We start from the raw sequence: 21,767 nt of genomic DNA, 5'->3' as shown, positions 1-21,767 counted from the left end.
GGTCATTCCCCCTTGTCGTCCATGCCGGCACGCTCACCGTCGACGAAGTCCATCGCGATCGTGCAGGTGACACCTTCCGGCTCGAACCGGAGATCGACGGGGTGTCCCAGTTCGTTGGCGAGGCCGCGGTTGAGAACGCGCAGCCCGAAACCCTGCCGCTGAGGGGGCGATGCCAGTGGTCCTCCGCGCTCTTCCCACCGGACCGTGCACACGTCTCTACATTGCCATGACAGCGCAACACGGCCACCGGGGCTCGATAGAGAACCGTATTTGATCGCATTGGTCAGCAATTCGTTGAACGCCATCGAAAGCGGCAGGGCCTGTTTCGGGCTGATGCGGATCGCAGGCCCGTGGAGAGCCACGCGCCCGTCTTCGATCCAGGCTGCGAGAACCGCCTGGGCGATATCGTTCAGGTACACCGCCTGCCATGCCTCGCGGGTCAGCAGGTCGTGTGCCTCGGCAAGAGCAAGCAGTCGGCCGTTGAACGCTTCGGCAAAGGCTTCCGGCTTATCGGCACTCTTCAACGTCTGTTCGGCAAGGGACTGCACGGTTGCAAGCGTGTTCTTCACACGATGGTTGAGCTCACCGATCAGCAGCTTCTGGCGCTTTTGTGCTCTGCGCTCCTCGGTTCGATCCCTGAAGATCTTGAGATAGCGATCCGGTCCGCTCTCCTCGACGGGAAGCATGACGCCGGAGCCCCAGAAACGGGATCCATCCTCGCGATAGTGCCAGCGTTCGTTGGTCGCGCGCCCCTCCTCGCGCGCCGTTCGCATCTCCTGCTCGGGGACATCCGATGCACGGTCCTGCGGGCTGAAGAAAATGTCACCCGGCTGACCGAGGATCTCGGTGTCGCGATAGCCGAGCAGCCGTTCGGCGCCACTGTTCCAGCTTGCGATCCGTCCGGCACCGTCGAGCGTGATGATCGCATACTCGCTGGCGCTGTCGAGGATGATCCGCAGCCGCTCGTTGCTGCGGCGAAGTCCCTCCTCAGCACGCTGGTGCGCCTCCTCGGTCCGTCTGCGCTCGATGCTGAAGCCCAGTTGCCGAGCGATCGTCAGGGAGAGGACGGCCTCCTCCTCCGTGAAGACATGCACGACTTCGCGATAGGTCATGAATTTTCCAATGACCACGCCGTTGGCGGTCAAGGGAATGAAGGCGAGCGCGCGAATCCCCTCGCCCCTTATGGTGTCCTTGAGCGCCTGAGGCTCTTCGGCAAGATCTATGTCGCTGACGAAAATCGGGGTGGCTTCGCGGTCACCGGGCCTCCACGGTGAGTGACCGTCGACCGCCCGGCGATAGCCTTCGGAGAGCCCGCGTGAAGCGACGAAACGCATCACCCCCGCAGAGTCGAAAAGTAGGATGGAGGCGCGGCGGCAGCGCAAGGCTCGCTCGATCGCATCGAACGTGGCATCGAAAATGTCGGCCAGCGAATTGGCACGATAGAGCGCATCCGTGAACTGAAACAGAGCCGCCAGTTCATCCGCCTTCTTGATCCAGGAGCTATCGACGCCGGACGAACTCTGCCTCATGTCTGCACTCCGGGTCCCGGCCAGCGATCTACGGGGACCACCGCTAAAGACTGCGATCACGAATCCGCTTGTGAAATTGGTCCCACGCCTGGTGACCAAAAGGAAACAACTGTAGCGGGGCGTTTCGATTTCAAGCCTGCTGGAGCGGTCGATTGGACCGATCACGGGCAAGTGCGGGGAGCGACCGAGTGGGGGCTCTCGACCTTGATCGGCGCGACATAGGCCTCGTGCACCGAGGCACGGCGCTCGCCGCGCGTGTCGGCAGGCGGCCGTCCGGGAAAAAGTAGCCACGGCTAAGGCCGTCGGCAACCATCGAATTGCAGCCGCAGTGCTGTTTCTTCTCAGCGACGCGCGTCCGATTGGATCACGGCCAGGTCATCCAGGTTGCCGGCGGGCACGCACTTTGCTCCGAGCGGCCCAGCGCGGTTGGGTGTCTCGCGTCACGGCGCCTCGACAAGCGACTTGAGCCGGCCAAGCGCCTTGTCCCAACCCTCAGCGATTGCCGTCAGGAACGCGCGCGCCTCTTCGAGACGGCGCGGATCGACCGCGTAGAGGACCTCCTTGCCGTGACGCTCGTGCACCACCAGCCTAGCTGATACCAACACCTGCAGGTGCTTCACGATCGCCTGCCGGGTGATCGCCTGCCCCTCGGACAGCGCGGTTGCCGTCAGGGCACCGGCAGCCAAAAGCCGCGTGATCAGCGCAAGGCGGGTCGTATCGCCCAGGGCGGCGAAGACGCCCGCCAGTTCCCGCTCAGGCGTGTTCGACATGGCGCTTGATGTTTTCAATCTGGGCGCTCCAGCCACCGTCATTCATGAGAAATGCGCGCTTGCGCCGATGCGCCGGCACGCCTTCGAAGCCGGATTCGGTGACGGTCAGCCGTGTGTCACCGGCAACCGCTTCCAGCCGGAATTCCACGAGTGTCGTCGGTTCCCGCGCGGGATCGCATTCGGCATCGAGGCCATAGGGTATCCAGCGAAAACTGAAAAGCCGCGGCGCATCCATTTCCTCGACGGTGCAAAAAACTGCATTCGGCTCGGGCTGGCGGATCGGTGCCGGCTCGATCCCGATCGAAGCCTGATATTTCGCAATGTCCTCCGCTTTGAACTCTCCCTTAAAAGAGCCGGTTATCGCCCGCCCGGGAGCAAAAGGCTCGTTCAGCTTTACGCCGAACCACTGCCCGAATTCCGAGACATCGGTTATCGCCCGCCAGACGCGCTCAATGGGCGCGCGCAGCAGGATTGCCTTCTCGATACGATCGAATGAGCTCATGACGCTTTCCTTTCGTGCAACGACTTGGTTGCAAGTATAGGGATCGCAGACGGATGCGCAACCAAATAGTTGCACATTATGCCCACTGGCCCAGCGCCGCTGGATCGCTCACGGTACGGGCACGACCCGCCACACCTTGTTGCCGACATCGTCGGCAACAAGCAGCGCGCCATCACGAGCGATGGCGACGCCGACCGGACGGCCGAGCGCCTTGCCGTCGTCGGTCAGGAAACCCGTCAGGATATCCCGCGGCGGGCCGGACGGCTTGCCGTTGCTGAAAGGCACGAAGATGACCTTGTAGCCGCTGCGCGGAATCCGGTTCCACGAGCCATGCTGGCCTACGAAGGCGCCGTTCTTCATCTCCGGGCCGAACAGGTCGCCGGTGTTGAAGGTCAGGCCGAGCGAGGCGGTGTGGGGGCCGAGCGCATAGTCCGGCTTGATCGCGCGCGCCACCAGTTCGGGTTTCTGCGGCTTCACCCGCTCGTCGACATGCTGCCCGTACCAGCTATAGGGCCAGCCGTAGAAGGCGCCGTCCTTGACCGAGGTCATGTAATCGGGAACGAGATCGGGCCCGAGTTCGTCGCGCTCGTTGACGGCAACCCATAGCTCACCGCTATCCGGCTGCCATGAGAGGCCGTTGGGATTGCGAAGTCCGGATGCGAACGGCCGCATCTGCCGGGTGGAAAGGTCGATCTCGTGCACGGCGGCGCGTCCCCTTTCCTCCTCCATGCCGTTTTCGCCGACGTTGGAATTGGAGCCGACCGTGACGTAAAGCTTGGTCCCGTCCGGGCTGGCGATGACGTCCTTCGTCCAGTGGTGGTTGCGGCCTGCCGGCAGGTCGACAATCTTGTCCGCCGGCTCCGTAATCTCGGTTGCACCTTCCTGGTAGGGTAAGGCCACGATCGCGTCGGCATTGGCAACGTAGAGCTTGCCGCCAACCAATGTCATGCCGAACGGCGAATTGAGCCCGGTGATGAAGGGCGTTTTCGTTTCCGCCACGCCGTCACCGTCCGCGTCGCGCAACAACGATATGCGATTGGCGCTCTCACTTCGGGCGCCGGCCCTGCCCTGGATGAGCTGAGCAGCAAAGGCCCGCACCGAAAAGCCGGGGTCGGGTTGGGGTGGTGCATTGCTTTCTGCGACCAGCACATCGCCATTCGGCAGCACGTGCAGCCAGCGGGGATGATCGAAGCCGCCCGCAAATTCCTTAGCGGCAAGGCCTGGCGCGGCCGATGGCATCATGCCTGCAGGCCAGGGCGTGGCTTCCGCGACACTGACGGATGGCACGAGCTCCACCCTTGGTTCGACCAGAACCGGATCGGGACCGTAGGTCTTTTCAATCGGCACCGTTGCCTCCCGTCGCGACAGATAGCCGAGGCTCAGGCCGCCAGCGGCCGCGAGCGCGCCGAAGACCAGAAGGGCAATCAGGACCTTTTTCATGGCGGATTCCTTTAATGTCCAACCTAACGGCAGCCGCCTTCAGGCGTTCCAATCGCCTGGGGAAAAGTGCTGAAAAATTCGTTCGGAATCAAGGTCGGCGCGTGGCCCCATGGACATATCGCCTGTGGGCACAAGACGACCATGATGAGCGCTGCTGCACTATCCGCCGCCCGGCGCGAAGCGCCCTGTTGATGCGGCTGAAAAAGCGCTGGACGAATGCCGCTCGCTCAAGCTTTAACGAAGGCCGAGGAGAGCTCCTTCGGGGCCGCAGTCTACCGATCGGAATATCATGCCAATTCATGAACTCGCTGCGCTGGGGGCCGCGACGTGCTGGGCCCTGACGGGGTTGATCTCGGCCGGACCGGCCGGCCATCTCGGCGCACCCGCCTTCAACCGCCTTCGGCAGATCTTCGTCACGGGACTTCTGGCAATCTATGTGCTCGCCACCGGGGCGTGGCGTGAGCTGGATGCGACAAGCGTCACGCCGCTGCTTTTGTCCGGCTTGATCGGCATTTTCATCGGCGACACGCTGCTCTTTGCCGCGCTCAACCGGCTCGGTCCGCGCCGCTCCGGCATCCTCTTCGCCCTCAACGCGCCGATCGCCGCCTTGCTCGGCTGGCTGGTGCTTGGCGAAGCGCTGTCACCAACCGCGGTTGGAGGCATCGCGCTGACGGCCACCGGCGTGTTCCTCGCCATTCTCTTCGGCAAGCGCCGAGCGCAGATGCACGAATGGGAAAAGGTCAAGGGGCCGCTTTGGGTCGGCGTCTTGCTTGGGCTCGGCGCCGCCACCGGCCAGGCGATCGGCTCGATCATCGTGCGACCGGTCATGGCCGCCGGCATCGATCCTTTTGTCGCCTCCATGCTGCGCGTCGGCATTGCGGCGTTGTGCCTGAGCACCTTGATCCAGCTGCCCATTCCATCGGTCAAGCCGAGGGCGCCGCTAACCTTGAAGGTTGCCGCAATGACCGCGCTGACCGGAGTCCTCGCTCTTGGCATGGGGATGACGCTGCTGCTCTTCGCGCTCTCGGGCGGCAAGGTGGGCATCGTATCGACATTGTCCGCGACCTCGCCGGTCATGATCCTGCCGATGCTGTGGCTGAGGACGGGCGAACGGCCTGCCGCCGGCGCCTGGGCCGGTGCTGCCCTCGTCGTCCTCGGCATGGCGCTGATCTTCATTCGCTGACACGCTCATGGTGCGCCTCATTGGCCGGGCAGTGCGAGGTGAGCACCTCTCGGGCGATCGGCGGACTCTTCGATACCGAGCTTCGCATTCGTGGAGTACACCGACGCAACAACAATCACGCAATTGATTTTATTAGATTATTTCCAGTTCAACGCCCGATGAGACATTGCCGAAAAGCAAGCCGTGGAAGTCGTTTCGGTGCTGAAGAAGCTCCTGCTGCTTTGAGGGGCGGAGCTTGCCGATCGTAGGCGCCGCCCACGTTACCAGCGCCACCGCTCCGCCCGGCCGACCGCAAAACCCGAAGCCTGCAACACGCTCTCGATGGCGCCGCCAAGCGACAGCACCTCTTCATCGGCATAGCGGCGGCCGACGATCTGCAGGCCGACTGGCAGGCCATCATTGGCGAGACCGACAGGCACCGACAGGGCTGGACACTGCGGCAGCAGGTTGAACGGGCAGGTCATGTCCAGCCCGCGAAAGCGCCCGTCCGGCGTATCGGCAATGTAGTCGTTGTCGTCCGCGTCAGCCGAGGGGGCCGTGACCGCGCAAGTCGGGCAGAGCAGCGCATCGTAGCGGGCGAGGATCGTGGCGAGATCACGCCACATCGCAGTCCGGAGCAGTTCCACTCGTTTGTAGACTGTAGCATTCATACCAAGCCCGCGTTCAATGAGCTCGACCACGATCGGATCCATGCGCTCGCGGTAGCGATCGATCGCGTTGCCGAAAAATGCCGCCATGAACACGCACCAGAGATCGTACCATTGGTCGTTGACGGCGCGGGACCAGCCGATGTCCATCGGTTCCACCGTGGCGCCGGCTGCACGAAGCTGGTCGACCGCCGCAAGGATCGCGGCTTGCACGGAGGCATCGACGCTGTAGTAGCCAAGATCCAGCGAAAGGGCGAAGCGTCGGCCCGCAAGTGAGCCTGCTCTTGCCCGGTCGGCCGCGAAGGAGAGCGGCAACGAGGCGATATCCGCATCATCCGGGCCGGCAGCCGCGGCCATGAAGGCGATGGCGTCGCTGACGGTGCGCGCCAGCGGGCCGAAATGGGATATGTTGTCGAAGACGCTCGGTAGGATCGTCATGGGAATTCGCCCAAGGCTGGGCTTGAGGCCGACGACGCCCGAGAGAGCGGCAGGAATGCGCACCGACCCGCCCATGTCCGTGCCTTCGGCGAAGGGAACCACGCCGGTCGCGACAGCGACGGCCGATCCGCCCGAGGAGCCGCCGGAGGTGCGCCCCGGATTCCAGGGGTTGCGGGTCACGCCCCAGCGTGGGCTCGACGTGAAACTGGAATGGGCGAATTCCGGCGTCGTCGTCTTGCCGATCAGGATCGCGCCGGCTGCCTCCAGCCGCTCGATGCACAGCGCCGTCTCCGTTGGAATCCAATTCCCACGCGTCCACGAGCCGAGCGTGGTGAGATCGCCCTTGGTCGGTGTCAAGTCCTTGGCGGCGAAGGGGACGCCGAGAAGAGCGGGCGTGTCACCGCCGGTTGCGATGAGCGCGTCAGCCGCCCGGGCGGATGCAAGCGCGGGCTCCTCTCGCAATAGCGTGAATACGTTCAGCGCCTGGTTGACGACTTTCGCGCGGCGGAGCGATTCGGCAACGACCGCTTCAGCCGAAAAATGGCGGGCGCGGATCCCGGCAGCGATCTCCGTTGCGGGCAGGTCGAGCGGATGCATGGGCGCAAGGATGCGAGAAACCGTCTGCATGACTGCGGACTCCGTGCTAGGTCTTGTCTTCGACAGGTGGGGAATGGACGTGGCAGCAAGATCCGGTGGGGCGAGCGCCTATATCGATGCCTGGAACGCCGGGCTCGCAGAGGCCGTGGAAAACCTCGGCGAGCCCGGTTTCCCGGAAACCCTGGAGCGCACGCTTCGGCAACTCGTCGCCTTCGAGATGATGAACGGCTTTGCCTATTCGCCAGGCGGCAAGGCCTTCGATCTCCATAACGAGCGCATTATCGGCGACCGCGTCACCATCGTCGATCACTACCTTGACGGCGCCTATATCCTCGACCCGTTCTACGATGCCGTCCGCAACGCAAAATTCGACGGCGGCGTCCTGGTGATGCGACGGTTGGCGCCGGACCGCTTCACCGAGACGGAATATTTCCGCCGCCACTACCAGGCGACCGGCATCGTCGACGAGATCGGCTTCATTCTGAAGCTTCCGCACGTCGATGCGGTGCTGTCGCTCTCGCGCATCGGCGACGTGCCCGGCTTCTCCCGCCGTGACATCGCCCGGCTGGAAAGTGCTGCACCAATCGTGCGGGCGCTCGCCGAACGGCACTGGCGTGCGCGGTTCGACCCGCCCCGCGAGGAGGAGGAGGATGCCGCAGCGACGATCAGCCACCCGTTGCTTTCGAAACGGGAGCTGGAGATCGTGACCCTGATCCTCAAGGGTCACTCGACCTATTCCATCGCCGCGACGCTCGGCCTCTCGCCGAATACGGTCAAGGTCCATCGTCGCCAGGCCTATGCCAAGCTCTCCATTTCCAGCCAGGCGGAACTCTTCCATCTCTTCCTCAGCCGCCGCTGATCATTCGACGAACTCGACTTCCGGCGGTGCTGACTGGAAGAACCGGGTGAGGTAGGCGAGATAACACACCCCAATGGCCAGCCAGATGATACCCAGAAGCTTGGCGTGGCCATCGAGATTCCACAGCAGGAACAGGTCGCAAACTGCACCGACGGCCGGCACGACAAGCCCGAGCAGCGCGCCCAGCGGCCGCACGATTGCATTGCCCTGCAGATAGAGCGCGATCACCGAGACATTGACGGCGGTGAAGGCGAGGAACGCGCCGAAATTGATAAAGGACGTCGAGGTCGTCACGTCGAGTGTGAGCGCAAGCAGGCCGACGATACCGACGAGCGCGAGGTTGAACACCGGCGTGCGCCATTTCTCATGCAGCTTGCCGAAGATCCCCATCGGCAACACGCCGTCGCGGCCCATGGCGAAAAGCAGCCGACCGACGCTCGCCTGTGCCGCAAGCCCCGAGGTGAACTGGGCAACCACGAGCGTGGCGAGGAACAGGGTCACGAAGATATCGCCGCCGATCATCAGAGCGATTTCCGACGCAGCGGAATCGACAGAGGTAAATTCGCCGCCGGGATGGGCGAGCTGTGTCACATAGGCCGAACCGGTGAAGATGATCCCGCCGATCACCGCGATGATCATAATCGCCTTCGGCATCGTGCGGGTTGGGTCACGCGTCTCTTCCGTCAGGGTTGAGACGGCATCGAAGCCCAGGAAAGAATAGGCTGCGATTGCCGCACCGGCGACGGAAGCACTGAACGGCACATTCGCTTCGAAGAATGGCCGTACCGACGCAAGCCCACCGACACCATTGATGGCAACGACATAGCGCGCTGCCAGCGCGACGAAGGCGATCAGCACGGTGAGCTGCACCAGCATCAGCACGACGTTCACCCGGTTGGCGAAAGCGATGCCGATGACGTTTACGGCTGTCGTCAGCACAATGAAGCCGACGATCCACAGCCAGGCCGGAACGGCCGGGAAGGCGGAGCCCAGATAGGCGGCACCGATCAGCCAGATAACCATCGGCAGGAAGAAATAGTCGAGCAGGACGGCCCAGCCGACCAGGAAGCCCGCACCGGAATTCAGCGACTTGCGGGCGTAGGTGTAGGCGGATCCGGCGACCGGATAGACCTTCGCCATGATCCCGTAGCTCGCCGCCGTCAGGAAAATTGCAAGCGCTGCGATGAAATAGGCCATCGCCGTCGTACCCTGGCTTGCCGAGGCCAGCGCCCCGAACGTGCCGAACACGATCATCGGCGTCATGTAGGCAAGCCCGAACAGCACCACTGACCACAGACCAAGGGTTCGATCGAGTTTAATGTTTTGTGTCATGTTCCCCTCCTCCAACGAACAGACTGGAAGCGTCGGGGAAACCGAGGGCTATGCCAATAACCCTAGGGTGTTATGGCGCTCCCCCGTGACATGGCGAGGGAGAGCGAGCAGGGTGCCCCGGATTTCGCAACCACCCGGCCCTTGGACCAGCGCCGCACTCACACCGAAAGCAGAGTTCGCGTCAGCGGATGCCCGGCGTCGGCAAGACCGTCGATGACGTTGAAGTGGTGCCTGTCCGGTTCGACGATGGCGGCCGTGGTTGCACCCAGTCCCGTCCAGATATTGGCAAGCAGGGCATTCTGGCGCAGGAATTCGGCGCGCTCTCCGCCGCCGACCCAGCAGGTGATGCGGGCATCCCGCATCGGCCGCAGCAGCGCCGGGCTTTGCGAAAGAGCCTCCGCCTCGTCGATCGCAAGCTTCTCGTTCATCCCGGTCGACATAATCGGTCGCAGGTCATGCACGCCCGAGATCGAGACGACGTTGCGGACGCGTCCCTGGACATCCGGCGAGAGCGGCGCGGTCGCCGTGATCATCCGGCTGACGAGATGGCCGCCAGCCGAATGCCCAGTCAGCATCAGCGGCCCTTCGACCAGCTTTGCCGCCTCACCGATTGCGGCCGCGACCTCCTCGACGATCCCCGCGATACGGATCTCCGGGCAGAGCGTGTAGGACGGCATGGCGACGGCGTAACCACTGGCGACAGCGCCCGCGGCGAGATGCGACCAGAAGCTCTTGTCGAGCTGCAGCCAGAACCCACCGTGCACGAAGACGACCAGGCCTTTGGCCGCGCCATCGGGGAAGAAAAGGTCCATGCGATTTCTGGATCGCTCGCCATAGGCAAGGTCGAGTTTCGCCAGCCCTGATGCCGAAAGCGCATTGCGGAATGCCTCCGCCGGCCCAACCCATGCCTGCGGCCACCGGTCGCCCCGCGCAATGTTCACGCCATTGGCATAGGCGTCGTTCCAATCGGAAACACGGTGTTCCAGCATCGATGCAATCCTCCCTTCGATGTCTCCCCACGCATAGAAATCGCCTGCCCCATCAAGAAACGCAATGCGTCATTCAAAAAAACTTTAGGCTTGAAATAATTTTGGACTGGTGCGATGCTGCCCCATGTTCAGCCGAGAAGTGGAGGTCTCGCTGTGCCCATCACGATCACTGGAGCCGCCCTGGCGACGGCATGCCCCCATCGACGACGATGCGGCGAGGCTTGGCGTCTGTTCGCACGGCAGGGCTCCGCGCGACGACCAGAACTTTAGCCGGCTTTGAAAATGCCTGGGCAACGGGCAGAAACTGAACAAGGGAACAGCCGCCACATGCTTGGACCGACTTCGCACGTCGATACGTTCACACGCGACCATCTGCCGCCACCGGAAGAATGGCCGGAATTCCGTCTCGAAGGCTTCGACTACCCGGACCATCTCAACGCCGCCGTCGAATTGACGGATGCCATGGTCGCAAAGGGTTTTGGCGACCATACCGCGCTGATCGGCAACGGGCGCCGGCGAACCTACAAGGAGCTGTCCGACTGGACGAACAGGCTCGCCCATGCCCTCGTTGAAAACTACGGCGTGAAGCCTGGCCACCGTGTGCTCATCCGCTCGGCCAACAATCCGGCCATGGTCGCCTGTTGGCTGGCGGCCACCAAGGCCGGCGCCGTGGTCGTCAACACCATGCCGATGCTCAGAGCCGGCGAACTGACCAAGATCGTCGACAAGGCAGAGGTCAGCCTGACGCTTTGCGATACCCGCCTGATGGACGAGATGATCGCCTGCGCCAAGGACAGTCGCTACCTGAAGCAGGTCGTCGGCTTCGACGGGACAGCAAACCACGACGCCGAACTCGACCGCATTGCGCTCGACAAGTCTGTGGTCTTCGAAGCGGTACACACCGGTCGTGACGACGTCGCCCTTCTCGGTTTCACCTCGGGCACGACAGGGGTCCCGAAGGCAACCATGCACTTCCATCGCGATCTCCTTGTTATTGCCGACGGCTATGCCAGGGAGGTGCTCGGGGTGACACCCGACGATGTCTTCGTCGGCTCACCGCCGCTCGCCTTCACCTTCGGTCTCGGCGGCCTTGCCATCTTCCCCTTGCGTTTCGGCGCGGCGGCAACGCTGCTCGAGCACGCGACGCCCGCCAACATGGTGGAGATCATCGAGAAGTACAAAGCAACGATCTCGTTTACCGCTCCGACCGCCTATCGGGCGATGATGAAGGCGATGGACAACGGTGCCGACCTTTCGTCGCTCCGGGTAGCGATCTCGGCGGGCGAAACGCTGCCGGGGCCCGTCTTCGAGGAGTGGACGGAAAAAACCGGCAAGCCAATCCTCGACGGGATCGGCGCGACAGAGATGCTGCACATCTTCATTTCCAACCGCTTCGAAGACCGCAAGGCCGCCTCGACCGGCAAGCCGGTCGGTGGCTACGAAGCCCGGATCGTCGATGACGAGATGCGGGAGGTCCCTCGCGGTACGGTCGGCAAGCTCGCGGTGCGCGGCCCGACCGGCTGCCGCTATATGGCGGACGCCCGCCAGCGCGATTATGTCCGCGACGGCTGGAACCTGACCGGCGACGCTTTCTATCAGGACGAAGACGGCTTCTTCCATTTCGCCGCCCGCTCGGACGACATGATCGTTACGGCCGGCTACAACATCGCCGGCCCCGAGGTCGAGGCGGCGTTGATTTCGCACCCGGAAGTCGCGGAATGCGCCGTCGTCGGAGCGCCCGATGCGGAGCGCGGCCAGATCGTCGAAGCCTATGTCGTACTGATTTCAGGCGTCTCGGCCGACGACGCGACGATCAAGCGCCTGCAGGATCATGTGAAGGCGACGATCGCGCCTTACAAATATCCGCGATCGGTCAAATTCCTGGAGAACCTGCCGAAGACAGCCACGGGCAAGATCCAGCGGTTCCGATTGCGGTCGGAGAACTAAAACCATGAGCAAATCATACGATCCTTCGAAAGAAGGCGCCCAGATGTCGTTCAAGGGACGCATGTCCTACAGCGACTATCTCATGCTGGAGAAGGTACTCGACGCGCAGGAGCCGCTCTCGAAGGCCCACGACGAGATGTTGTTTATCATCCAGCATCAGACGTCGGAGCTCTGGATGAAGCTCGCGCTGCACGAGATCAACGCCGCAGTCCGCTCGATCCGCGACGACCGGCTGGAACCCGCCTTCAAGATGCTGTCGCGCGTGGCGCGCATCTTCGAACAGTTGAACAGCGCCTGGGACGTGCTGCGCACGATGACGCCCAGCGAATACACCACGTTCCGCGAATCGCTCGGCCAATCCTCCGGCTTCCAGTCGTGGCAATACCGGGCGATCGAATTTCTCGCCGGCAACCGCAACGTCGCCATGCTCGGCCCGCACGCACACCGTCCCGACATCATGGAAAAGCTCGAGGCGATCCTGGCCGCGCCATCGCTCTACGACGAAGCGATCCGGCTGCTTTCGCGCAACGGCTTCGATGTCGGGGACGAAGCGGGCAAGACCGATTGGCGCGAAACGCGCACGGAAAGCGACAAGGTCTTTGCCGCGTGGCAGACGGTCTACCGCGATCCCGAACGTTACTGGATGCTCTATGAACTCGCCGAGAAGCTGGTCGATTTCGAGGACTATTTCCGCCGATGGCGCTTCAATCACGTCACGACGGTCGAGCGCATCATCGGCCTGAAGCGCGGAACCGGGGGCACATCCGGCGCGTCCTATCTGAAGAAGATGCTCGAAGTGGAACTCTTTCCCGAGCTCTGGCACGTGCGCACGGGTCTCTGATAGAACACAACTCATAAGGGAACCTATTAGGAGGAGAACAGCATGAACCGCATTCTGGCAGCGAGCCTTTTTGGCCTCTCGCTTGCGACGTCGAGCCTTGCCCATGCCGAGCCGGTGAAGATCGGCGTCATCACCACGCTTTCGGGCGGCGGCGCCGGCCTCGGCATCGACATGCGCGACGCATTCACGCTTGCGATCAAGCAATCGGGCAACAAGGACGTGGAGCTGGTGATCGAGGACGATGCCCAGAAGCCGGAACTTGCGGTGCAGATCGCCGAAAAGATGATCCAGGGCGACAAGGTCGACCTGATGACGGGCATCATCTGGTCGAACCTCGCCATGGCGGTCGTGCCGAACGCGGTCGCGCAGGACGTGATCTATCTCTCACCGAATGCCGGTCCTTCGGCACTGGCCGGTGCGAACTGCAACCCGAACTATTTCAACGTCGCCTACCAGAACGACAATTTCCATGAGGCGATGGGGCAATACGCCAACAAGGACTACAAGAACGCCTTCATCCTGGCGCCGAACTATCCGGCCGGCAAGGACGCACTGACCGGCTTCAAGCGCTACTACAAGGGCGCTCTTGCCGGCGAGATCTACACGCAGGTCGGCCAGACGGACTATGCCGCCGAAATCGCCCAGATCCGCGCCTCCGGCGCCGACACAGTCTATTTCTTCCTGCCCGGTGGCATGGGCATCGCTTTCATGAAGCAATATGCGCAGTCGGGCGTGAACATCCCGGTTATGGGTCCGGGCTTCTCCTTCAGCCAGGACGTCCTGCCGGCGATCGGCGACGCCGCCCTTGGCGTCAAGAACTCAGCGACCTGGTCCAAGGACCTCGACAACGAAGCCAACAAGAAGTTCGTGGAAGCGTTCAAGGCCGAGTACAAGCGCCTGCCCTCGATCTACGCCGCGCAAAGCTGGGATACGGCAAACCTGATCCTCGCCGCGCTGTCGAAGGCGAGCGTCAAGGACAAGGACGCCTTCCGCGCAGCGCTCAAGGCGGCGGACTTCAAGTCGGTGCGCGGCAAGTTCACCTTCAACAACAACAACCACCCGATCCAGAACATCTTCGTTCGTGAGGTGGTGAAGGAAGACGATGGCGTCCTGACCAACAAGATCATCGCCACCGCCTTCGAAGACCACAAGGACGCCTACGCCGATAAGTGCGGCATGTAGTGCCTCGCACCTGTTATCGCCCGGGTGCCCGGCCCTGATGCCGGCATCCGGTCGATGATCCATGTCCTCCTGATATGAAGCTTGGACCGGTCTCTTGTTCACCGCACTCCTGATCGAACAACTCCTCAACGGGCTCCAGCTCGGTGTGATGCTGTTTCTGATGGCCGCCGGCCTGACCCTGATTTTCGGGGTCATGGGCCTGATCAACCTTGCCCACGGCTCGCTCTACATGATCGGCGCCTTCGCCTGCGCGACCGTCGCTGCCGCGACCGGCTCCTTCTGGATCGGATTGATCGCCAGTCTTGCGGCTGCGGCGGGCGTCGGTGCAATCATCGAGGTTGCCGTCATCCGCAGGCTCTATGATCGTGACCATCTCGACCAGGTGCTCGCCACCTTCGCGCTGATCCTGATCCTGTCCGAAGGCGCACGCTGGCTCTTTGGCTCCTTTCCGCTTTACCTCGACATACCGCCCTTGCTGCAGGGCGCGGTGCCCCTCCCCGGCGGCGGCCAATACCAGCTCTACCGCCTGGCGATCATCGGCGTCGGCATCGCGGTTGCCATCGCTCTCTATCTGCTGATCGCCAGGACGCGGCTCGGCATGCGTATCCGCGCGGGCGAATCCGACCGCGAGATGATCGGCGCGCTCGGCGTCGACATCGGCACGCTTTATACGGTCGTCTTCGCGCTCGGCGCAGCACTCGCCGGGCTTGCCGGCGCCCTCGTCGGTGCGCTGCAGTCGGTGCAGGTCGGCATGGGCGAACCGGTCCTCATCCTCGCTTTCGTCGTCATCGTCATCGGCGGCATCGGCTCGATCAAGGGCGCGCTCGTCGGCGCGGTGATTGTCGGCGTTGTCGACACGATGGGCCGCTTCCTGCTCCCCTCGGTTCTGGCGCTCACCATGCCCGCATCGCAGGCGACTACGATTGGCGCGGCGCTCGCCTCGATGCTGATCTATGTGGTCATGGCCCTCATCCTCGCCTTCAGGCCGAGCGGCCTATTTGCGGCACAGTCGTGAGGTCAAGATGAGTCGCGAAACCACCGTCAACCTGCTGCTTGCCCTTCTGCTTCTCGGCGCACCGGTTCTGGCCGCCGGCATGGGCGAACCCTTCTATGTGACGCTCGCGACCCGCGTCGTCGTCCTGGCGCTTGCCGCCGTCGGCCTCAATCTGGCGCTCGGGCTCGGCGGGCTGCTGTCCTTCGGCCACGCAGCCTTCTTCGGGCTCGGCGGCTATGTCGCCGGCATCCTTGCCACCCACGCCTTCAATGGCGAGCCGCTGTTTGCCGGAATTCCGGCAACGACGTCGATGCCGCTCGTCTGGATAGCGGCCGTGGCGGTTGCCGGCCTCATCGCGCTGCCGATCGGCGCGATCAGCCTGCGCACATCAGGCGTCTATTTCATCATGATCACGCTCGCCTTCGCGCAGATGATCTACTATTTCGCGGTCTCCTGGCCCGCCTATGGCGGCGAAGATGGCCTGTCGATGTCGATGCGCAACGCCTTTCCCGGCGTCAACACCGCCAGGCCCCTGCCCTATTTCCTGATCTGCTACGCGGCACTCATGGCCGCACTTCTCCTGTTCCGCGTGGTCGAGGGTTCGCGCTTCGGCAGCGCCCTGCAGGCGGCAAGACAGAATGGAATCCGCCTTGCCGCCGTCGGCATCGCACCCTTCAATATCCGGCTCGTCGCCTTTGCTGCCTCGGCGATGATCACCGGATTTGCCGGCGCGCTCTACGCCGATCTCAATCGCTTCGTCGGGCCCTCTATGCTCTCCTGGCACATGTCGGGTGAACTGATCGTGCTCATCATCCTCGGCGGCAAGGGTCGGCTGTTCGGCCCCGTCGCCGGCGCGATGATCTTCGTCTTCTTCGAATATGTGCTCGGCGGTATCACCGAGCGCTGGCAGTTCTTCCTCGGCCTCATCCTGCTCGGCATCGTGCTCTTTGCCCGCGGCGGATTGCTGGGGCTCCTCTCCGGAAAGCCGCGCCATGTCTGAGCCTGTTCTCGAAATCCGCGATCTCCGCAAATCCTTCGGCGCGCTCAAGGCGACCGACGGGGTCAGCCTTGAGCTTCGCCCAGGGCAAATCCATGCGCTGATCGGCCCGAACGGTGCCGGAAAAAGCACGCTGATCCACCAGATCGCCGGTTCGCTCAAGGCCGACAGCGGCAGCATCCGCTTTCTCGGCGAGGATATCGGCGGGCTCGACATGGCAGCCCGCGCGAGGCTCGGCCTTGCGCGCAGCTTCCAGATTTCGTCGCTGGCGCAGGAGTTTTCAGCGCTTCGCAACGTCATGCTGGCGGTGCAGGCGCGACAGGGCAGCAGCTTCCGCTTCTTCCGCCAGGTTACGAGCGATAGGGACCTGACCGAGCCGGCAATGGCGATGCTCGAGCGTGTGGACCTCGCCGCGCGCGCCCATGTGCCGGCGGCGGAACTTTCGCATGGCGAACGCCGGCAGCTCGAAATCGCCATCGCGCTGGCGCTGTCGCCGAGGACGTTTCTCTTCGATGAACCGATGGCCGGCATGGGGCCGGAAGGCTCGAAGCGGCTGACGACGTTCCTCGACGGCTTGCGCCATGAAGCGCCGATGCTGCTGGTGGAACACGACATGGACGCGGTCTTTGCGCTTGCGGATCGCATTTCCGTGCTCGTTTATGGCCGCATCATCGCAACAGGCACGGTCGATGAAATCCGCAGCGATCCGGACGTTCGCCGCGCCTATTTGGGAGAAGCCGCGTGAGCCTGCTCGAACTGAAAGGTCTCGAAACCTTCTATGGCGCATCGCAGGCGCTCTTCGGCGTCACTCTCGATGTGCGGGAGGGCGAGGTCGTCGCGCTCATGGGCCGCAACGGCATGGGCAAGACGACGACGATCAGTTCGATCCTCGGCCTCGTGCGCCCGCGCTCCGGCGCGATCAGCTTCGCCGGCAAGGCGATCTTCGGCATGCGACCGCACCGGATAGCGAGACTCGGCCTCGGCCTCGTGCCCGAAGGGCGACGCTGCTTCCCCAATCTCACCGTCATGGAGAACCTGGTTGCCACGGCCCGCGGCAGCGAGTGGACCTTCGAGAAGGTGGTCTCCCTTTTTCCCCGCCTCGGTGAACGGCGCGACCAATATGCCAACACGCTCTCGGGCGGCGAGCAGCAGATGCTTGCCATCGGCCGGGCGCTGATGACCAATCCCAGCCTGATCATTCTCGACGAGGCAACCGAGGGCCTTGCGCCGGTCATTCGGCAGGACATCTGGTCGGCGATCCGCACGCTGAAGGCCGCCGGCCAATCGATCCTCGTGGTCGACAAGACGCTTTCGGAACTGCTGCCCGTGGCCGACCGCTGCTTCGTCTTGGAAAAGGGTGCGACGGTGTTCGAAGGGTCGCCGGCAGCGCTGACACCGGCGCTTCAGGACCGCTATCTCGGCGTCTGAGCTTGCCAATCAGGTCGAGGGGATACCGCCACCGAGCACAACGGAATAGGCGGATGCGTCGATGTTGCCGCCCGAGATGACGCAGACGACGTTTCCTTTGAGATCTGGCCGCGAGATCGCGGCGGCGAGCGAGGCGGCCCCTGCCCCCTCGGCGACGACCTTGCCCTTTTTGAAGAGGAGCCGCATGGCATCGGTCACCTGGGCCGGGCTGACGGTAATCGCCCCGTCGATGAGTTCCCGTGCCACTGGCCAAAGCTGCGGCACAAGCGATGGCGCGCCGATGCTCTTGATGAACGACGGGCGGGTCTCGATCGTCACGATCTGTCCCGCCGCAAGTGCCGCCGAAACCGGAGCGGCGCTGTCATCCTCGACCGCGAAGACACGGCAACGGTCGGAAGTGGCCTTGACAGCGCTGGCGACCCCGGTCGTCATGCTGCCGCCGCCATAGGGGGTGAGCACCACGTCGACATCGGGCAGATCCTCGATGATTTCCATGCCGATCGAGCCGTTGCCCGCGAGCACCGCCTGGTCGGTCACCGGATTGATCAGCAGTTCCGGCGCATCCGGACGGGCCGCATCGGTAATGTAGTCCCACCAGGTCTCAACGCTGACGAAGCGCACTTCGCCACCGAGCGCGCGTACGCCGTCGATCTTGGTCTGCGGCGCGCCGCGATACATATAGGCAACCATCGGCACGCCGATGAGGCGCGCGGCCCAGGCCATGCCGTAAGCCATGTTACCGGAACTGGTGACGGCCACGCCGTTTTGCAGATCGGCCGGATAGCGTGACAATAGGGCGTTCAAGGCGGGACGGAGCTTGAAGGCGCCGATCGGTGAAAGGGTCTCCAGCTTCAGGAAGATCTGCCGATCGGGAAAGCCGTGGTCGAGCCGCACCAGCGGGGTTCGCGCGAAGTGGGGAGCGATGCGGGCGCGAGCCTCGGCGATTTCATCCCGTGTCGGACGGCGTGGTGCAGTCATTGCTTAAGTCCCCCGTTAGCCGTCTTCCCACCTTCGGGCACAGTGGTTCGGAACGAATCCGTTGCGGGCGGCGACTTCAGTCTGCGTCTGAACAAGACGCTGCGGGCGAAATGCCGCCCGCAGTTCTTCGGTGCCATCAATCAGGTCACGGCCGCACGGACGGCGAAGCGCGCATCCTGCCACGCACCGGTGCCGAGGATTTCTTCCAGAATCTCGACCGCCCGCCACACATCGGCATAGCTCACGTAGAGCGGCGTGAAGCCGAAGCGCATCGTGGTGGGCGCGCGGAAATCGCCGATGACGCCGCGGGCAATGAGGGCCTGCATGATCTCGTAGCTGTTTGGATGGCTGAACGAAACCTGGCTGCCGCGTTTTGTCCCGTCGCGCGGGCTTTCGAGTTCCAGGCCGTAGGCAGCGCATTTCGCCTCGACGAGCGTGATGAAGAGATCCGTGAGCCGGATGCTCTTCTCGCGCAGTTGCGCCATGTCGACCTCGTCCCAGATGTCGAGCGCGCCCTTCAGCGCCCGCAGCGACAGGATCGGTTGCGTGCCGCAGAGGAAACGACGGATGCCCTCGCCGGACGCATAGCGCTTTTCGAAGGCGAAGGGGCGCGCATGGCCCCACCAGCCGGTGAGCGGCTGGCGGATATCGCCGTGGTGGCGGGTCGCGGCATGGATGAAGGCAGGCGCGCCGGGGCCGCCGTTCAGGTACTTGTAGGTGCAGCCGACGGCAAAATCGACATTGGCGCCGTCGAGATCGACAGGCAGGGCGCCGGCCGTATGGCAGAGGTCCCAGATGACCAGCGCGCCATGTTCATGCGCCTTGCGTGTCAGCGCTGCCATGTCGCGCAGTTCACCGGACTTGTAGTTCACGTGGTTGACCAGAACCACGGCAGCGTCACTGTTGATCAGGTCCTCGATCTCGGGCGCATCGACCCCTTCCAGGCGCAGCGAAGCGCCGGGGCGCGTCGAAACCACGCCCTCGGCCATGTAGAGGTCCGTCGGGAAACTGCCGCCTTCGCTGACGATGACAGAGCGATCGGGCCGCAGCGCCATGGCCGCGTGCAGGGCCTTGTAGATGTTGATCGACGTCGTATCGCAAACGACAGTCTGGCCGGCGGCCGCACCGATCAGCCGCCCGACCCGGTCGCCGAGCGCAAGCGGCATCTCGAACCACCCGGCCGTGTTCCAGCTGCGGATAAGATCCTGCCCCCATTCCTCGGTAGCCGCCTTGCGAAGCTCGTCGAAGGCAGCGGTCGAGGCGACGCCAAGCGAGTTGCCGTCGAGATAGATCAGGTCCGGCGGCAGGATGAAACGTTCGCGCATCGGGCGCAGCACATCGGCGGCATCCATCGCCTCGATCGCAGCAAAATCAGGAACTGCATTCATGAAGGTGGTCCTCATTTATTCGCGAACGGTTTCGCGGGCGGGTGCCGGTCCGCGGCTTCGCTTGAGGCTCGGAAGAGCCAGCATGGCGAGAACGAACAGGCCGGTCGCAAGTTTCAGGTCCGGCGGGGGCATACCGGCCGCCAGGCAGAAGGAAACGAGTTGGTAGTAGACGATCGCACCGACAAAGGGGGCAGCGAGCTGGCGCAGCACGCTTTGCTTGCCGACGATCGCCTCGCCGATCATGAGCGCCGCAAGGCCGTTGATCAGGATGCCGAGGCCCATGTTGACGTCGGCAAAGCCCTGCGACTGCACCATCAGCGCGCCGCTGCCTGCGGAAAACGCTCCCGCAAGGCCGACACCGCCGATGGTCGCCAGCCAGACGTTGATGCCTTGCGCTTCGGCCATATCGGGGTTGGCGCCGACGGCACGGACGGCGGTGCCCTTCTCGGTGCGGAAGAAATGATAGAGCAGGAAGAAGACAACGAGCGCGATCAGCCCCGCGACCACAATCTTGCTTGCCGGGAAGCCCGGCTGCAGTCCCGGCGCCCAGTCGAACACGGTCGTTGCGCCGAAGACCGAGAGGTTCGACCGCCCCATAATCCTGAGGTTGATCGAATAGAGCATCGTCATCATCAGGATACCGGCAAGCAGGGTGTGGATCCGGAACCTGAGATGAATGAACGCCGTGCAGCAGCCGGCGACGAAGCCGGCGACGAGCGCGATGGCGATCGCGGCCAGCGGTGACATGCCCGCCGCCATCAGCACGCCGCAGACGCAGCCGCCGAGCGGAAACGCGCCTTCGCTGGTCAGATCCGGGAAACTCAGCATGCGGAACGGGATCATGATCCCGAGCACCACGAAGGCGAGGATCAGGCTCTGCGCCAGGGTGACGGGAACGAGCGAGACGAAGCTCGCGATGGTGTTTTGAAGAATATCCATGATCGTCAGCTCGCCAGGAACATGCGGTCGGTTTTGACGGAGAAATGGCCGATCAGATCAGGCACGGTCGTCTGAGCCTTTTCCTTGCCGTCGATCTCGAGGCGGACGCGCCCGGCATCGAGCATGATCACCTTATGACCGAAGTCTACCGCATGCTGCATGTTGTGTGTCACCATCAGCGTCGTCAGCTTTAGCGCCTCGACCGCGCGGATCGTCGCCTGCATGACGATATCGGCGGTGCGGGGATCGAGTGCTGCGGTATGCTCGTCGAGCAGCAGCAGTTCCGGCTCACCGCCGACCGCCATGATCAGCGACAGCGACTGCCGCTGTCCGCCGGACAGAAGCTCCACCCGTGTGTCGAGACGGTTTTCGAGACCAAGGCCCAGCAGCGATAGCCGTTCCTTGTAGGTGGCAAGCCGCGCCGCATTGAGGCCGCGGCGCAAGGTGCGCTTGTTGCTGCGCAGTTCGGCAAGCAACATGTTTTCCGCCACCGTCATGCTGGCGGCGGTGCCGCGCATCGGGTCCTGGAAAACGCGGGCAAGCCGCATGGCACGCTTGTGCACGGGCATGGCCGTCACGTCGTCGCCATTGATGACGACCTGGCCGCTATCGAGCACGAGCGCGCCGGAGATGGCGTTGAGCATGCTGCTCTTGCCGGCGCCGTTCGAGCCGATGACGACACCGAATTCGCCTGTGGCGAGGCTGAGTTTGAGGCCGTCGAGCGCGACCTTCTCGTCTGCCTGCCCCTTGTAGAAAACCTTGCGGGCCGATCTGATTTCCAGCATTG

General features: G+C 63.5%; 20 protein-coding genes. 9 read left to right on the top strand and 11 right to left on the bottom strand.

All coding sequences use genetic code 11. The features are described from left to right. Positions 1-2: 2 nt before the first annotated feature. The 4 genes from BLU35_RS07260 to BLU35_RS07245 all read right to left on the bottom strand — a co-directional run bounded on the left by BLU35_RS07260 (position 3) and on the right by BLU35_RS07245 (position 4,241). Complete coding sequence (locus tag BLU35_RS07260) at positions 3-1,529, bottom strand: sensor histidine kinase (RefSeq protein ID WP_093232537.1); 1,527 nt, start codon at positions 1,527-1,529, stop codon at positions 3-5. Between the two features lie 440 nt (positions 1,530-1,969). Beyond that, complete coding sequence (locus tag BLU35_RS07255) at positions 1,970-2,299, bottom strand: ArsR/SmtB family transcription factor (RefSeq protein WP_058322323.1); 330 nt, start codon at positions 2,297-2,299, stop codon at positions 1,970-1,972. Further along, complete coding sequence (locus BLU35_RS07250) at positions 2,283-2,801, bottom strand: SRPBCC family protein (RefSeq protein ID WP_093232536.1); 519 nt, start codon at positions 2,799-2,801, stop codon at positions 2,283-2,285. Before BLU35_RS07250 ends, BLU35_RS07255 begins: the two co-directional genes overlap by 17 nt. A gap of 108 nt (positions 2,802-2,909) precedes the next feature. After that, positions 2,910-4,241 (bottom strand): PQQ-dependent sugar dehydrogenase, encoded by a 1,332-nt coding sequence (locus BLU35_RS07245; protein WP_093232535.1) that lies wholly within the window; start codon positions 4,239-4,241, stop codon positions 2,910-2,912. 289 nt (positions 4,242-4,530) lie between these two features. Between BLU35_RS07245 and BLU35_RS07240 the strand changes: the two genes are divergently transcribed. After that, entirely contained in the window at positions 4,531-5,424 is an 894-nt protein-coding gene (locus BLU35_RS07240; protein ID WP_093232534.1) for a DMT family transporter, read from the top strand. Positions 5,425-5,684: 260 nt separating this feature from the next. Here the strand turns inward: BLU35_RS07240 and BLU35_RS07235 are convergent, their stop codons facing one another. Continuing rightward, entirely contained in the window at positions 5,685-7,136 is a 1,452-nt protein-coding gene (locus tag BLU35_RS07235) for an amidase (RefSeq protein WP_093232533.1), read from the bottom strand. A 49-nt stretch (positions 7,137-7,185) separates the two neighbouring features. Here BLU35_RS07235 and BLU35_RS07230 point away from each other — a divergent pair, with 49 nt between their 5' ends. Then, the gene (locus BLU35_RS07230; protein WP_176907155.1) at positions 7,186-7,965 is read left to right on the top strand and encodes a helix-turn-helix transcriptional regulator; all 780 of its coding nucleotides are present in this window, start codon (positions 7,186-7,188) and stop codon (positions 7,963-7,965) included. Here BLU35_RS07230 and BLU35_RS07225 read toward each other — a convergent pair whose 3' ends face one another. Both BLU35_RS07225 and BLU35_RS07220 read right to left on the bottom strand, forming a co-directional pair. Then, positions 7,966-9,297, bottom strand: coding sequence for an APC family permease (locus tag BLU35_RS07225; RefSeq protein WP_093232531.1), 1,332 nt, complete (start codon positions 9,295-9,297; stop codon positions 7,966-7,968). It lies immediately after the preceding gene. A 158-nt stretch (positions 9,298-9,455) separates the two neighbouring features. Further along, positions 9,456-10,286, bottom strand: coding sequence for a hormone-sensitive lipase (locus tag BLU35_RS07220; RefSeq protein WP_093232530.1), 831 nt, complete (start codon positions 10,284-10,286; stop codon positions 9,456-9,458). Positions 10,287-10,613: 327 nt separating this feature from the next. Between BLU35_RS07220 and BLU35_RS07215 the strand changes: the two genes are divergently transcribed. The 7 genes from BLU35_RS07215 to BLU35_RS07185 all read left to right on the top strand — a co-directional run bounded on the left by BLU35_RS07215 (position 10,614) and on the right by BLU35_RS07185 (position 17,675). Beyond that, complete coding sequence (locus BLU35_RS07215) at positions 10,614-12,233, top strand: benzoate-CoA ligase family protein (protein WP_093232529.1); 1,620 nt, start codon at positions 10,614-10,616, stop codon at positions 12,231-12,233. Between the two features lie 4 nt (positions 12,234-12,237). Then, entirely contained in the window at positions 12,238-13,074 is an 837-nt protein-coding gene (kynA, locus tag BLU35_RS07210) for a tryptophan 2,3-dioxygenase (RefSeq protein WP_093232528.1), read from the top strand. 42 nt (positions 13,075-13,116) lie between these two features. Continuing rightward, positions 13,117-14,256 (top strand): ABC transporter substrate-binding protein, encoded by a 1,140-nt coding sequence (locus BLU35_RS07205; protein ID WP_093232527.1) that lies wholly within the window; start codon positions 13,117-13,119, stop codon positions 14,254-14,256. Between the two features lie 94 nt (positions 14,257-14,350). Then, the gene (locus BLU35_RS07200) at positions 14,351-15,271 is read left to right on the top strand and encodes a branched-chain amino acid ABC transporter permease (RefSeq protein ID WP_093232526.1); all 921 of its coding nucleotides are present in this window, start codon (positions 14,351-14,353) and stop codon (positions 15,269-15,271) included. Positions 15,272-15,278: 7 nt separating this feature from the next. Beyond that, positions 15,279-16,250, top strand: a complete 972-nt coding sequence (locus BLU35_RS07195) for a branched-chain amino acid ABC transporter permease (protein WP_093232525.1) — start codon at positions 15,279-15,281, stop codon at positions 16,248-16,250. Next, entirely contained in the window at positions 16,243-16,992 is a 750-nt protein-coding gene (locus tag BLU35_RS07190; protein ID WP_093232524.1) for an ABC transporter ATP-binding protein, read from the top strand. The genes BLU35_RS07195 and BLU35_RS07190 overlap by 8 nt, the downstream gene beginning before the upstream one ends. After that, a complete protein-coding gene (locus BLU35_RS07185; protein ID WP_093232523.1) occupies positions 16,989-17,675 on the top strand; it encodes an ABC transporter ATP-binding protein in 687 nt (228 codons plus the stop codon). Before BLU35_RS07190 ends, BLU35_RS07185 begins: the two co-directional genes overlap by 4 nt. A gap of 9 nt (positions 17,676-17,684) precedes the next feature. On the opposite strand, the gene BLU35_RS07180 is transcribed toward BLU35_RS07185, so the two are convergent. The 4 genes from BLU35_RS07180 to BLU35_RS07165 all read right to left on the bottom strand — a co-directional run bounded on the left by BLU35_RS07180 (position 17,685) and on the right by BLU35_RS07165 (position 21,765). Next, complete coding sequence (locus BLU35_RS07180) at positions 17,685-18,653, bottom strand: threonine ammonia-lyase (protein WP_093232522.1); 969 nt, start codon at positions 18,651-18,653, stop codon at positions 17,685-17,687. A gap of 140 nt (positions 18,654-18,793) precedes the next feature. Further along, entirely contained in the window at positions 18,794-20,041 is a 1,248-nt protein-coding gene (gene kynU / locus BLU35_RS07175) for a kynureninase (RefSeq protein WP_093232699.1), read from the bottom strand. Positions 20,042-20,056: 15 nt separating this feature from the next. Beyond that, the gene (locus tag BLU35_RS07170) at positions 20,057-20,980 is read right to left on the bottom strand and encodes an ABC transporter permease (protein ID WP_058322309.1); all 924 of its coding nucleotides are present in this window, start codon (positions 20,978-20,980) and stop codon (positions 20,057-20,059) included. A gap of 5 nt (positions 20,981-20,985) precedes the next feature. Continuing rightward, on the bottom strand, positions 20,986-21,765 hold the full coding sequence (locus BLU35_RS07165; protein ID WP_058330093.1) for an ABC transporter ATP-binding protein: 780 nt from the start codon (positions 21,763-21,765) through the stop codon (positions 20,986-20,988). Positions 21,766-21,767 lie beyond the last annotated feature (2 nt).

The sequence above is a fragment of the Sinorhizobium sp. NFACC03 genome (assembly GCF_900103435.1).
In the GTDB taxonomy this organism is placed as follows: Bacteria; Pseudomonadota; Alphaproteobacteria; order Rhizobiales; family Rhizobiaceae; genus Ensifer.
The sequence above is the reverse complement of the archived record's forward strand: the minus strand, read 5'-3'. Positions and strand labels throughout refer to the sequence as shown.

Coding starts and splice junctions, on each gene's coding strand:
- kynA (WP_093232528.1), top strand. CDS start 12,238: ATGAGCAAATCATACGATCCTTCGAAAGAAGGCGCCCAGATGTCGTTC.
- BLU35_RS07165 (WP_058330093.1), bottom strand. CDS start 21,765: ATGCTGGAAATCAGATCGGCCCGCAAGGTTTTCTACAAGGGGCAGGCA.
- BLU35_RS07235 (WP_093232533.1), bottom strand. CDS start 7,136: ATGCAGACGGTTTCTCGCATCCTTGCGCCCATGCATCCGCTCGACCTG.
- BLU35_RS07255 (WP_058322323.1), bottom strand. CDS start 2,299: ATGTCGAACACGCCTGAGCGGGAACTGGCGGGCGTCTTCGCCGCCCTG.
- BLU35_RS07220 (WP_093232530.1), bottom strand. CDS start 10,286: ATGCTGGAACACCGTGTTTCCGATTGGAACGACGCCTATGCCAATGGC.
- BLU35_RS07170 (WP_058322309.1), bottom strand. CDS start 20,980: ATGGATATTCTTCAAAACACCATCGCGAGCTTCGTCTCGCTCGTTCCC.
- BLU35_RS07195 (WP_093232525.1), top strand. CDS start 15,279: ATGAGTCGCGAAACCACCGTCAACCTGCTGCTTGCCCTTCTGCTTCTC.
- BLU35_RS07250 (WP_093232536.1), bottom strand. CDS start 2,801: ATGAGCTCATTCGATCGTATCGAGAAGGCAATCCTGCTGCGCGCGCCC.
- BLU35_RS07245 (WP_093232535.1), bottom strand. CDS start 4,241: ATGAAAAAGGTCCTGATTGCCCTTCTGGTCTTCGGCGCGCTCGCGGCC.
- BLU35_RS07190 (WP_093232524.1), top strand. CDS start 16,243: ATGTCTGAGCCTGTTCTCGAAATCCGCGATCTCCGCAAATCCTTCGGC.
- BLU35_RS07240 (WP_093232534.1), top strand. CDS start 4,531: ATGCCAATTCATGAACTCGCTGCGCTGGGGGCCGCGACGTGCTGGGCC.
- BLU35_RS07260 (WP_093232537.1), bottom strand. CDS start 1,529: ATGAGGCAGAGTTCGTCCGGCGTCGATAGCTCCTGGATCAAGAAGGCG.
- BLU35_RS07205 (WP_093232527.1), top strand. CDS start 13,117: ATGAACCGCATTCTGGCAGCGAGCCTTTTTGGCCTCTCGCTTGCGACG.
- BLU35_RS07215 (WP_093232529.1), top strand. CDS start 10,614: ATGCTTGGACCGACTTCGCACGTCGATACGTTCACACGCGACCATCTG.
- BLU35_RS07180 (WP_093232522.1), bottom strand. CDS start 18,653: ATGACTGCACCACGCCGTCCGACACGGGATGAAATCGCCGAGGCTCGC.
- BLU35_RS07225 (WP_093232531.1), bottom strand. CDS start 9,297: ATGACACAAAACATTAAACTCGATCGAACCCTTGGTCTGTGGTCAGTG.
- kynU (WP_093232699.1), bottom strand. CDS start 20,041: ATGAATGCAGTTCCTGATTTTGCTGCGATCGAGGCGATGGATGCCGCC.